Source organism: Bhargavaea sp. GQ12 (genome assembly GCF_059758705.1).
The window spans coordinates 19,684-31,495 of the sequence record NZ_JCAXEU010000020.1 but is presented as its reverse complement, the minus strand read 5'-3'; the positions used below and the strand labels follow the sequence as shown (position 1 = coordinate 31,495).

Sequence of the window (11,812 nt, the reverse complement as noted above, 5' to 3'; positions counted from 1 at the left end):
GATAAGGCCGCCGTCTTTGGCTGGACACAGCATACGAGTTGCCCGGGTCCAGAACCCCCTATCATATGAAACCTTCATCTTCCCATCCGTCTTTCCAGTTGCACCCGCAACTCCTCCATCATAGGAAGTCTTGAATGGATGACCGGAACGATGCCAAGCTTGTCCAGGAGTGGCTTCAGGAACGCCGCTGTACGGTCTTTGACATGCAGTTCGCCCGGAATGGTGCCGGTCCGTATCATGCAGTTGGCAAGAGCGGCCTGTGCAACGTCTTCGGGGAGAGGGTTGGGAATCATCTCATAAAAGACCGAGACTCCAACTTCGCGGTCGACTCCGAGTGCGACCAGCGGGAAGTAAGTTATTTCGGTTTCCTCATCGTGAACGGCAGTTGGAGCGGAGAAAAGATCAAATTCCAAAGAAAGATTGCCCGCGGGCAACTTCAGCAGCCGCTTAATGTCCAATTCCCTTAGCTGCAGACCGACATCCGGTATGGGAGGCGCTTCGGGAACAGGGACGTAGAACGGTGTCATCTGTCCGTCTGGATCACCGGAAAAGGCAAGAATCTTTTCTTCCATCCCAAACTCCGGAAGATGGTTCCCTTTCTTCGCAATTTCAGCTACTGCAAGAACGCCTTCCAACAGATCAGTGAGAAAATGCGCATCCCATTCATCCGGCAATGAAGGAAGAAGACCTGGTTCATAGCTGCGGAATACCGGCCAGCGTTTTTTGCCGCGGAAGGAGTAACCGAGATCTTTCAGGAAACTGTATTCTTCTTTTGTTAAGTCCTGACGATCTTCGAATGAGACGGACAGTGCATCCAGTTCTGTCAGATAGTCAGAACCGAAACCGTCTGCAAATACCGATTTCAGGCTCCTGTAGCCGTCCCACCCCCTGTATACCATCACACCAAATTGTTCTCCAAGGCTGCCCATTACTGAAACGAAATGCGGCTCTTCCTCTTCAGGAAAATCGAACATGACAATCTGGTTGCTGTGCAGGTGTTCCCACGGCTTTTCCTGGCTGACCCGCTTGGCCGCCTCCACCATTCCCTTTAGAGCCTCTTCCTCCACTTCCGGAAGAAAGACCAGCCGGTTCAACTCCTTCTCTGTTCGGTTTTCTTCCCGGTTCTCAGTCTCCGGTGTCTTCGGCCCTTTTTTCGAGCTTTTTAACGCTTGATTAATATCTCGCACGAGCGTTCCAGGTTGTCGCGCTCCGCTGTCGGAGTAAGCACCCGGGAATGTATCTTCTTCAGCCGGTTCACCTGAGGCAGCCGTACAGCGAGGGACTTTTGATTCCGAATGGGCTTCAAGAATATCTGTAAGCGTGACCCGGTGCTCCCAGCCCGCTCCAAAATCGTACAGATAGATCAGCTCGTCGCCCTTTTCCGTCAGCCAGTCACCCAGCGGTTCAACGTCCTCGTCAAATAGCAAACTAGCCGACTCATCCATGAAGCCGATGGGACCAATTAGTTCCCGTGTCTCTGTTCCTCCACTTCGAACGATTACAAATTGGTGGAGGTGGGCGTTCTCCCATTCGTAAGCCTTCTGCAATACCCGGTGCAGTTCTTCGAACGTCATCCCGCTGTCTACTTCGAGCGTTCGCGTCACCGACGTCTCCGTGTATTTGAGCTTTGTCTCCAGTTCATAAATCATCCTGCCACTCCTCTCCCCTTTTTTCTTCATTGTAACGGAAAGAAGCGCTGCAGCCGAAGTGGAAATCACTTTTTGTTTGAAGCATTCCATTCTTGAACTTTGCGAACCTCTGCTTCCATCTCCCAGTCCTGGACTGCCGCAATCATGTGAGCACTTGCCGGCACCGGAACTTCCCATCCTTTTCTCGCTTTGCTGCTCATAGATCGGACACGGGACAAAAGCCAGTCGATCAGCTTGGCTTCATCCTGCTCGGGGAGTCTTGGTTCCGCTTCTCCCTCATGGATTCTGAGCTTCGGCCACCGTTTGCCCCGGAAGTAGGATCCGAGTCTCTGATAAAAACGGAGATCCTCTTCCGACATGTCTTCCCGCTCTTCAAACGTAATCATCATCCTGAACGTTTCCCCGAACGCCTCGTCCTGTTTCCCGAGCAGATACCGGAAGCCTTCCCATCCCCGTGCGACTGTTACGCCGATCTCTTCTCCACCATCCCCTATCACAGAAACGAAAAACGGTTCTTTTTCACCCGAACGCTCACAAAGAAAAATCTGGTCGCACGAGAGTACAGTCCACGGCTTGTCACTTGCGACCTTTCTCGCTTCCTTTACCAATTCTTTGAATGGAATGTCAGGATCCGGTTCAAAAGCCTGAGTCCGATTTCTCCAGTAAAGCTCATCATCGTCATCAAAATCCGTATGGTCATAATAGTCATCGAAATCTCCAGATTCACTGAATCTGCCGATCATCCGGGCAGGTCTGGCTTCAAATTGCCGATGATCGTTTGGCGGGTAGCCGCTAAAGGAAAAGCCAAGTTGGTGACTGACTGACTTTAGGCTAAGCAAAACAGTCCATTCTTCAAGAAGGGTGCTTTCCCGCCCAAAGGCGGTCTGCAGAATTCCCTGCAGGGCTTGGACAGGCAATTCGTCTTCCAACTTGATCACTCGTTTGACCGGCGGTGACGTATTGAGCAGAGTCAGTTCCAGTTCATGGGACATTTAGTGATCTCCCTTCGGATTTGCTCTCATTGTAGCCGCCTGTACCAAAGCGGGCAATGAAGCTAAAGGACGAAACCAAAGTGATGAAATTAATGTCGAAAATTGAAATTCGGCCCTCTTTTGTGGTTAAAATTCATGGGACCTTTGTCCATTCCAAATAAAAAACCGGAACAGGACAGTACTTACATCCTGATCCGGCCGTTATTTCATTAATAATCCTCTATCCTGTCAGACTACTACCTGTTTCCCCCGACCTCTCAACGACCAGATGACGACCGGAATCAGGAGCAGTGACAGGATTCCCCCGCCGAGCGCCATGGCGCCAAACCCTGTATAGGCAGCAATGATGCCCGACAGCATCCCGCCCGTGGCCCCGGACAGGGCAATCAGAACGTCAACCGAGCCTTGGGTTTTGGCTCTGACAGAAGGAGCCGTTGCATCAACGATCATCGCAGTGCCGCTGATCAGGCCGAAGTTCCAGCCCAGTCCGAGAAGCCCCAAAGCAGCATACAGACCGAAAAGTGAGTCGGGCGGCGAAAAAGCGCCTGCCATACCCGCAGCAAGCAACGTAATGCCTGCAGCCGCGGCCATGATGTTCCGGCCGACCCGGTCCACCAGGATGCCGGTCAGGAGGGACGGAAGGTACATTAGCGCGATATGCACGCCGATCACGGAGCCCACAGCGGACAAGGCGTGCCCATGCTGCTCCATATGCACAGGCGTCATCGTCATCACTCCTGTCATGATCAGCTGAGTGACCACCATCACCGTCGCACCTGCAATGACCCCTCTCCGGTAAGTTCCACCGACGGACACGTTCTCACCTTTTTCCGCGGCCGCCGCCTGACGTCTCGTTTCAAGAGCATTCGCCACGAGCAAAGGGTCAGGCTTCAGGAGAGTCAGGAGAATCAGACCGGCAGCCAGGTAGGCTACCGCCGCAAGGATGAACGGACCGGCCAGAGGCGGAACGCCGACAGATGATGCAAATTCCCCCATCACCCCGACCAGGTTCGGCCCTGCCACTGCGCCGACCGTCGTCGAGACAAGAGCAATGCTGACGGCTGTCGCCCGTTGCTTCGGTCCGGCAAGGTCGGTTCCCGCATATCGGACCTGCAGATTGGTGGCCGATCCTGCCCCGTAAATAAATAGCGCGGCAAACAACAGCCATATGCTGTCCAACATCGTTGCCGTAATGACGCCCACCGCACCCAGGGCTCCGGCAAGAAATCCGCCGGCAAGGCCGAACCTGCGTCCTGAACGCTGGGAAAGCCGCCCGACAATCAACGCGGACAGTGCTGCCCCGAGGGTAAACAGCGCAGTCGGCAAGCCGGCCATGCTATCGGTCCCCAACATCTCCCGGGCGATCAGCGCGCCGACCGTAATACCGGCAGCAAGACCCGCCCCGCCGAATATTTGGGAGAGGACGACGATGGAAAGCGTCCGCCTATAAAGCTTTCTGACTTTTTCCGGAGACTCGGTGTATTCCCGATATGGATGGAATTCCTTTTCCTGTTCCGGCTTTCTTTTCCCCTTCCCCATTTCAGTCCCTCTTTCCGCTTTACATTTTCCTCACTTTAACTGTATGGAGGCTTTCTGTCCATGACATTTGAAAAAGGACCGGCAGCTGCCGATCCTCCCAGGTCAGGCGGTCGTCTCCTGATGCTTTTTGACCGCCTCATCAATTCTCTTGAGCGCTTCCTCGAGCGTCGCTCTCGTACACGCCAAGTTCACTCGGACGAACCCTTCCCCGCCCGGGCCGAAGACATGGCCCTGGTTCAGGCCGACCCTGGCCTCTTTGGCCATGAACGTCTCCAGTTCCTTGTTGTCGAGGCCGAGTGCACGGGCGTCCACCCACGCGAGGTAGGTTGCCTTAAGCGGATACACCCTAAGCTGCGGGATGTTCGTTTCCGCAAAGTCTTTCAAGTAGGCGTAGTTACCCCGTACATAGTCGAGCAGGCTTTCGAGCCATTCTTCTCCATGACGGTATGCGGCAATCGTGGCAGCCGCGCCGATCGGCGAGGAACCGCCGACCGCAAACTTTTCAAGTTGCGCGTTGAAAGCCTTCCGGCGCGTCTCATCCGGAATGATGATATTTGATGTGTGCAGGCCTGCAAGGTTGAATGTCTTGCTTGGGGCCGTGCATGTCACGCTGATTCCTGAAAGCTCGTCCGAAATGCTCGCAAACGGTGTGTGCGGCTGGTCGCCGAGAATCAGATCACCGTGGATTTCATCCGAGACGACCGTGAGGCCATGGCGCACGCAGATGTCACCGAGCTGTTTTAATTCTTCGGGCGTCCAGACACGGCCTGACGGGTTCTGCGGGTTGCACAGGAACAACAGCTTCGCGCCGCTTTCCGCAACTTTCGTCTCCAGGTCATCAAAGTCCATTTCATAGTGCCCGCCCCGGTCGACCAGCGGGTTGTCGACCACTTTACGGCCATGATTGTTGATGGCTTTCATGAACGGATAATAAACCGGCGGCTGGACTATTACCGAATCACCCGGCTCAGTGTAGGCAAGCACAGCCATGTTCAATGCATTCACGATGCCCGGTGTCTGGGTAATCCATTCACCGTCAATCTTCCATCCATGGCGTTTGTTCATCCAGTCACTGACCGCTTCCTTATATTCTTCGGAACGGAGTGTATAACCGAAAACTCCGTGGTCCGCAGCCTGCTTGATCGCCTCGACGACCTCTTCGGGCACGCGGAAGTCCATATCCGCCACCCAGAGCGGGAGGACATCTTCAGAACCGAAAAGATCCTTAACTGCATCCCATTTAGCGCTCGCTGTTCCGCGGCGCTCGATTGTTTCATCAAAGTTATAAGCCATCCTTGCTGCCCCCTTACCTAAATAAAGGAACCGGTCACGGGTTTGTCGGGTACCGGTTCCGCCTACTGTCTACTTTACCTCTTTTGGGCCTCTTATAGCCACCTCAACCTGTTTGAATTTACAGAACCGGATCATCTTCACTTCTGAATATAGATGAAACGGTCAGCCCCTTTGTCGGGACTGACCGTTTTTCATTTCCCAAATACTTTCTCAGCCTTCTCCCGCCCATTCGCGATGCAAAGGCCGATGCCGACGCCGTGGAACGAAGCACCGGCGACTTGGACATTCGGGTAGGACGCTGAAAGGAACTGTTCCAACTCCTCCACTGCCGTCCGGTGTCCGAGGCCGTACTTCGGCATGAGGCCTAGCCATGGCGTGACTTCAACCACGGTAGGTTCCGCGTCCAGACCCAGGCTTTCTTTCAGATCATGGCGTGCGAGGGCGATCAGCTGCTCCCTGTCCATTGAAGAGATCTCTTCAAATTTCGGATTGGAGTTTTTGTAGAACAGCCGGACGAGCAGACGGCCATCTGGAGATGTATGTGTCCATTTCCTGCTTGTCCACGTGCATGCATCGCAGACAACCTCACCGGTTCCGGCATTGATAAAGCCGGTGCCATCCGCGGGAAGCTCCGAATCCGGCAGGTCGTAGCCGAGATACATTGTCAGGATCGAGGCACTGGTGAAGGTGTCGAACACTTTCTTCGGTGCGGCCTGGCCGAGAAGTCCGCGCACCTGGGAATCCGGCAGAGCCAGAATGACCCCGTCTGCCTGGAGTTCTCCGTGGCCTTCAACCGATATGAGATAGCTGTCCCCGCATTTTTCAAGGCTCTTTGCCTTTGCGCCTTTCAGAATCCGGACGCCGGACATTTCCTCTTCCATCCGGTCGATCAGTACGGATAACCCACCATCGAACGACAGGAATTTCTTGTTGGCCTGGGACTGGAACTTTTCCCGGTTGGCACCGAGTCCGCGGATGATGCTGCCGTATTCGTTTTTATAATCCAACAGATAAGGCAATGTCGATCCGAGCGTCAGTGTATCAAGTGAGCCTGAATAGACGCCGGAAAGCACAGGTGCCACCTGTCTCTCCACCAGCTCATCACCGAGAAATGCCCTGAGGAACGCCCCGATCGGGCTGTCTTTTGTGAAGTCATGCTCGGTTTCTTCAAAATCCTTTAGCGCCGCCTTCTTCCCCTCTTCGGAAACAAGTGTCGAGGCCATGAGCGACTCTTTGTCCATTGGGATGCCGAACACCGTATTTGCCGGGATGGCATGCAATTCACCGTCCCGGTAAAGATAAGAAATGCCGGTCGCATTGTGAACGACATGGTCCCGTATGCCGAGCTCATTGACCAGCGTTCCCACCGCTTCGTGGCGTGCCACGATCGAATCCGCTCCCGCTTCCATGATGAACCCGTCCTCATGAAGCGTCCACAATTTTCCGCCTAGACGTCCTTCCGCTTCGACCAGCGTGATTTGGACATCTTCACCTGATTCATCTGCCAGCTGATTCAGCCGATGCGCAGCGGATAGTCCGGTGATGCCCCCGCCGACCACGATCATACGTTTCATCATTCACCCGCTCCTTTTTAAAGCCCTCTAACGCAAGTGTACACCGTTTTGATGAGCTGATGCGACTTGTGCGCGGACAGTTTTGTGACAGAGAGCGGCCGCTAAAGGGTAAACTGTAGTTGAACCAAAATCTGTGATCCGGATCGGGAAAGGAAGGGACTTCATGCGGAACTCGTATACATTAACGATTGGGAATGTCACCCGCGAGCTGCCGCTCGTCTGGGTATCCGAAGAACTCCAGATCGCCAGCTTCGTGATCCTCGGCGACACCGAAATTGTGGTTGAAGCGGCATCACTCATTTCGGACAAGCTGCCTGATGTGGACTTTCTCGTGACAGCCGAGGCAAAAGGCATTCCGTTCGCCCACGAAGTGGCGAAGCTGAAAGGCATGCCCCGTTACATCGTGGCCAGAAAAAGCGTAAAAGCGTACATGGATGAGCCGCTGGTGGCGAACGTCACCTCGATTACAACCCAGAAAAAGCAGACACTCGTCCTGGATGGCCCGGATGCCGCCCTGATTAGCGGGAAGCGTGTCATCCTGATCGATGACGTCATCAGCACCGGCGATTCCCTCCGGGCGCTTGAGGCACTTGTCACAGAGGCCGGCGCGAAAGTCGTTGGCCGCGCCGCCATGCTTGCCGAAGGTGACGCGTCGGAGCGGGACGACATTCTTTACCTTGAAAAGCTGCCACTGTTCCCGGCCGAATGAATACGTGAAAACAGGCGGTTCCGAGTTTGCGGAACCGCCTGTTTTTGTTGAAACGTTGATTATCTTTATGGAAACGTTGATGAAGTTTATTGAGACGTTGATTATCTTTAGTGAAACGTTGACGATCTTCCTTGAGACGTTGATTAACTCTGAATTTAACCCTGTTCCGCCTCGCTGCTCAGGAAACGCCATAGATAAAACGTCGCATACGCACGCCATCCTTGCCACGGTTCGGCGAAAGCCTCCACTTCCGGGAGAGTCGGCTTCCGGTCAAGGCCAGCGACCAGCTTCAGGGCGTTATGCAATCCGACGTCAGCCGCCGGGTAGGCATCAGGTGACCGCAGGCATCGCATCAGGACATAGTTCGCGGTCCACGGGCCGATGCCCCGGATGGCAGTGAGCCGGTGCTCGATCAACCGGTCATCTCCAATCGCCAGAAGGCCGTCTTTCGTGAGTTCCCCGTCCGCGATCAGACGCGCGACGCCGACGATATATTCGCTTTTCCGGGCCGTGATCTTTAATTCGCGCAATGCATCCGGTTCAAGCGCGGCCACTTTCTCCGTGGAGGGAAACAGATAATGGGTCACACCGTCCGATTCGATGGCTTGGCCGAATGTCTCGACGAATCGCCGCTTCAGCACATAGGCGAAAGCCACGGTGATCTGCTGGCCGAGGATCGCCCAGACGAACGTTTCAAACAAATCAGGAATGCCGACGACACGGAGCCCACGGTGACGGCTGACCGCATCTCGGAGAAGCGTATCCCGCTCCGCCATTTCATAAAACGGACCAAGATCCCTTTCGAGGTCCAGCCAATCGCGGATGAACCCGGAAACTGCCGCCTGCTCCTCCGCGCCCGGTTTCCCGTTCATGTTCAACCGGACAGAGATTCCATCCTGATGATCTTCCATTTCAAAAACAACCGGCTCACCGCCAGCTTCAATCGCCCGCGATACCTTGCCTTCTTCAATATGGAACATGCACTCGTCAGCCGAACGCGACAGATACTCCAGGTTCTCTGCAAAGCTGAAATCCTCCGGTACTGGGATGATCATTTGATGGATCATCGGGTCCGTCTCCTTTCACTTACGCCTGAAACGCCACTTCCCCCCGGCAAAGAGTCAGCCGGATATTCAGATTGTCATCGGCGAGAATCAGGTCCGCATCTTTCCCTTCCCGGATGCCGCCCTTCCGGTCATCGACTCCCAGCTGGCGGGCTGGGTTCCGGGATGCCATCGCCACGATGTCTTCCATTGTGACGCCTTCAATCCCAAGCATGCGCCGTGCGCCTTCATTCATTTTCAGGATGCTGCCGGCAAGCGTCCCGTCTGCAAGTTCCGCCCGGTCTTCGGTCACCCTGACCGGCTGTCCGCCGAGCTCGTAATCCCCAGCCGGAAGTCCTTTTGCCCGCATGGAGTCGGTGATGAGGATCAGCCGCTCCGGTCCGATGTTCTGCCAGATCAGGCGGAGCATCTGTTCCTCGACGTGGATGCCATCCGCAATCAGTTCCGCCTTGAGGGAATCCAAAATAAATGCCGCTCCGACTACACCGACATCCCGGTGATGGATTCCCGGCATGGCGTTGCACAGATGGGTCACCTGGCTGACGCCATGCTTAGCAGCATCCTGCATTCCTACAAATCCGGTATCGGTGTGTCCTGCCGATACGACCACTCCCGACTCGGACAGTTCCCGGATGAACGCGCCATCCCGGTCATGTTCCGGCGCCATCGTGATGACACTGATCCTTCCTCCGGCCATTTCCTGCCACTTCCGGAACAGCTCCGCATCGGGTTCGATAATATAGGATTCAGGCTGTGCGCCGGCACGCTTTTTCTCCACAAAGGGCCCTTCCAGATGGACGCCGAGCACTTCAGCCTGACCTGGGCGGTTCGGATATTGTGCAACGTTTTCGAGCGCACTGCCGATGTTTTCATGTGACTGGGTGATGGTCGTCGCGAGAAATGCCGTCGTCCCTTCCGCCGGCAGGAATCGGGCCATCCGGTCAAGTGCCTCTTCGGTCGCGTCCATCACATCCGCCCCGTCCGCTCCGTGGATATGGGCATCGATGAATCCCGGGAGCAGGTTCAGAGAAGTGCCGTCGATCTCCAGCATCTCATCCGGCAATTCCGCCGGACGGGTGCCGGACACATCGACAATCTCACCATCCCGGACCAGCACATAGCCCCCTTCCAGGACACCTTCCTCGGCATAGATTTTGGCCCCACTGATCAAGATTGTTCCCATTTCGCTCATCCTTCCCAATGTCAGTACAGTTTCCCAGAGATGCTGTCGGATACTTCCCGCTTTACCCGTTCCGCTTCATCGTAATTATTCATCGTCAGTCCGGTACAGATCAGGTCGATGAGGAACAGCTGTGCAACCTTCGATACGAGAGAACCGCTGTCCAGCGGACTCTCTTTCGCGGAAGTCAGCAAGATATGGTCGGCAAACTTGGTAAGCGGAGATTTCACGTAGTTTGTCAGCGCGATGATCGTCGCCTTCTTCTCCTTGGCGACACGGACCGCGTCAACGATGTCTTTCGTACCGCCGGTCAGACTGATTGCGATCACCACTGACTTTTCATTAAGAGACGCGGCGCGCATCATCTGGAAGTGGGAATCTGTCACGACGCTTGTATGCTTCCCGATCCTCATGAGGCGGTGCTGCATGTCCAGCCCCGCGATTCCGGATGAGCCAATGCCGAAGATGACCACGTCATCGGACCGGTCGATCGCCTCGATGCTGGCAGCCAACTCGTCTTGAACGACGACGTCATGCGTGTCCCGAATGGCCTGGACCATGTTTTCCCGGATCCGTTCTAGATACGTTTCTCCCTGATCTGTGCCGGCTTCGGCAATTTCCCTGGCGAACAGGAACTTAAAGTCCTGGAACCCTTTGTACCCCAGCTTCCTCAGAAAACGAAGTGCCGTCGCCTCGGCAACACCGCTCGCATCCGAGAACTCAGTCAGGGAATGATAGATCACCTGTTCAGGGTGCTCAAGAATATAGGCATAGATTTTCTGCTCGGACTTGGTGAATTGGTGTTTGTGCTGCTCCATGACCACAGACGGCCTCACATTGCTGAGCGGACTGTTCATCCCCTTACCCCCCTATCCATTTTTCCGGCTTTCTATGAAATGATGGGCCGCTCCGAGCAAGTTTGCCCGGTTACCCTGCTCCGCCAGGCGGACTTCAAGTGATTTGCGGTGGTTCGGCATGACCTTCTTCCGGAGGGATTCTTCAATCGCGCCTCTTAGGATCTCACCCTGTTCAGAAACGCCGCCGCCGATAATGATGCATTCGGGATTGAAGGAATGGACAAGAGACTGGAGACCTGTCGCAATATCATCCACCCAGCGCCCGAAAATCTCATTCGCCACCTCTTCCCCTTCTTTAACCAGATCGAAGAACGCTTCCAGATCCGGCTCGCCCTCATACGCATCCCGGATCAGCGCGATTAGGGCGGAAGCGGAAGCGTACTGTTCATAACACCCGCTGTTTCCGCAATTGCATGGCTTTCCGTCCCGGTAAAGAGAGATATGGCCGATCTCGCCTGCAGAAAATGCAGAGCCCGTGAAAAGATGGCCGTCCAAGAATAACGCCCCTCCGATTCCGGTCCCGATTGTCATGCAGACAAAGTTCCGGACACCCCGGCCTGCTCCCTTCCAATGCTCGCCGAGCGCCGTGCAGTTCACGTCATTCTCGACTGTGACCGGCAACCCCGTATGCCGGCTGACCCGCTCCGCCACTGGCGAGCCTGTATAGCCCGGGATATTGTCCGTAGCGAACACGACCGAACCGTTCCGGTTGTCGATCTGCCCCGCGGAGCTGATCGCGATTCCTTCTATATCGAAGCGTTCCCGGAGAAGATCGGAGATTTCGCACGCTTTCTCAACAACCGCGTCTCCCCCACGCCACGCTTCCGTTGGCACGAAATCATGGTGGATCAGTTCCCCGGAACCGCCAAGAACCCCGTATTTAATTGATGTCCCGCCGATATCAATGACGCCAAGCATCATGATCTTCCCTCATTTCTATTTCTATTGTTATTCT

At 55.0% G+C, this 11,812-nt stretch carries 10 protein-coding genes; 1 reads left to right on the top strand and 9 read right to left on the bottom strand.

Annotation, left to right across the window (positions count from 1 at the left end; translation table 11 throughout):
• Positions 1-74 precede the first annotated feature (74 nt).
• The 5 genes from AC6CHQ_RS14320 to hemG all read right to left on the bottom strand — a co-directional run bounded on the left by AC6CHQ_RS14320 (position 75) and on the right by hemG (position 7,047).
• Positions 75-1,649, bottom strand: coding sequence for a plasmid pRiA4b ORF-3 family protein (locus AC6CHQ_RS14320; protein WP_498081893.1), 1,575 nt, complete (start codon positions 1,647-1,649; stop codon positions 75-77).
• A gap of 65 nt (positions 1,650-1,714) precedes the next feature.
• Positions 1,715-2,641 carry a DUF7309 domain-containing protein gene (locus AC6CHQ_RS14315; RefSeq protein WP_498081892.1) on the bottom strand — a complete coding sequence of 309 codons (927 nt, stop codon included), beginning with the start codon at positions 2,639-2,641 and terminating at the stop codon, positions 1,715-1,717.
• 228 nt (positions 2,642-2,869) lie between these two features.
• A complete protein-coding gene (locus tag AC6CHQ_RS14310) occupies positions 2,870-4,180 on the bottom strand; it encodes an MFS transporter (protein WP_498081891.1) in 1,311 nt (436 codons plus the stop codon).
• 102 nt (positions 4,181-4,282) lie between these two features.
• Positions 4,283-5,473, bottom strand: a complete 1,191-nt coding sequence (locus tag AC6CHQ_RS14305; RefSeq protein ID WP_092049716.1) for a MalY/PatB family protein — start codon at positions 5,471-5,473, stop codon at positions 4,283-4,285.
• A gap of 191 nt (positions 5,474-5,664) precedes the next feature.
• Positions 5,665-7,047: a protoporphyrinogen oxidase gene (hemG, locus tag AC6CHQ_RS14300; protein ID WP_251240050.1), complete on the bottom strand. Its 1,383-nt coding sequence runs from the start codon at positions 7,045-7,047 to the stop codon at positions 5,665-5,667.
• 163 nt (positions 7,048-7,210) lie between these two features.
• On the opposite strand from hemG, the gene AC6CHQ_RS14295 reads away from it, so the two are divergent.
• Positions 7,211-7,756 (top strand): phosphoribosyltransferase family protein, encoded by a 546-nt coding sequence (locus tag AC6CHQ_RS14295; RefSeq protein ID WP_498081890.1) that lies wholly within the window; start codon positions 7,211-7,213, stop codon positions 7,754-7,756.
• A 155-nt stretch (positions 7,757-7,911) separates the two neighbouring features.
• Here AC6CHQ_RS14295 and AC6CHQ_RS14290 read toward each other — a convergent pair whose 3' ends face one another.
• The 4 genes from AC6CHQ_RS14290 to AC6CHQ_RS14275 are packed head-to-tail and all read right to left on the bottom strand — an operon-like array spanning position 7,912 to position 11,778.
• A complete protein-coding gene (locus AC6CHQ_RS14290; RefSeq protein WP_498081889.1) occupies positions 7,912-8,823 on the bottom strand; it encodes a DNA-3-methyladenine glycosylase family protein in 912 nt (303 codons plus the stop codon).
• A 19-nt stretch (positions 8,824-8,842) separates the two neighbouring features.
• Positions 8,843-10,003 (bottom strand): N-acetylglucosamine-6-phosphate deacetylase, encoded by a 1,161-nt coding sequence (gene nagA / locus AC6CHQ_RS14285; RefSeq protein WP_251239997.1) that lies wholly within the window; start codon positions 10,001-10,003, stop codon positions 8,843-8,845.
• A gap of 20 nt (positions 10,004-10,023) precedes the next feature.
• Positions 10,024-10,857, bottom strand: coding sequence for a MurR/RpiR family transcriptional regulator (locus AC6CHQ_RS14280; RefSeq protein WP_092049725.1), 834 nt, complete (start codon positions 10,855-10,857; stop codon positions 10,024-10,026).
• Positions 10,858-10,869: 12 nt separating this feature from the next.
• Entirely contained in the window at positions 10,870-11,778 is a 909-nt protein-coding gene (locus AC6CHQ_RS14275; RefSeq protein WP_251239998.1) for an ROK family protein, read from the bottom strand.
• Positions 11,779-11,812: the final 34 nt, after the last annotated feature.

Excerpts from the sequence above, each read along its gene's own strand:
- AC6CHQ_RS14305 (WP_092049716.1), bottom strand. The coding sequence starts at position 5,473 with ATGGCTTATAACTTTGATGAAACAATCGAGCGCCGCGGAACAGCGAGC.
- AC6CHQ_RS14320 (WP_498081893.1), bottom strand. The coding sequence starts at position 1,649 with ATGATTTATGAACTGGAGACAAAGCTCAAATACACGGAGACGTCGGTG.
- AC6CHQ_RS14315 (WP_498081892.1), bottom strand. The coding sequence starts at position 2,641 with ATGTCCCATGAACTGGAACTGACTCTGCTCAATACGTCACCGCCGGTC.
- nagA (WP_251239997.1), bottom strand. The coding sequence starts at position 10,003 with ATGGGAACAATCTTGATCAGTGGGGCCAAAATCTATGCCGAGGAAGGT.
- AC6CHQ_RS14295 (WP_498081890.1), top strand. The coding sequence starts at position 7,211 with ATGCGGAACTCGTATACATTAACGATTGGGAATGTCACCCGCGAGCTG.
- hemG (WP_251240050.1), bottom strand. The coding sequence starts at position 7,047 with ATGAAACGTATGATCGTGGTCGGCGGGGGCATCACCGGACTATCCGCT.
- AC6CHQ_RS14290 (WP_498081889.1), bottom strand. The coding sequence starts at position 8,823 with ATGATCCATCAAATGATCATCCCAGTACCGGAGGATTTCAGCTTTGCA.
- AC6CHQ_RS14280 (WP_092049725.1), bottom strand. The coding sequence starts at position 10,857 with ATGAACAGTCCGCTCAGCAATGTGAGGCCGTCTGTGGTCATGGAGCAG.
- AC6CHQ_RS14275 (WP_251239998.1), bottom strand. The coding sequence starts at position 11,778 with ATGATGCTTGGCGTCATTGATATCGGCGGGACATCAATTAAATACGGG.
- AC6CHQ_RS14310 (WP_498081891.1), bottom strand. The coding sequence starts at position 4,180 with ATGGGGAAGGGGAAAAGAAAGCCGGAACAGGAAAAGGAATTCCATCCA.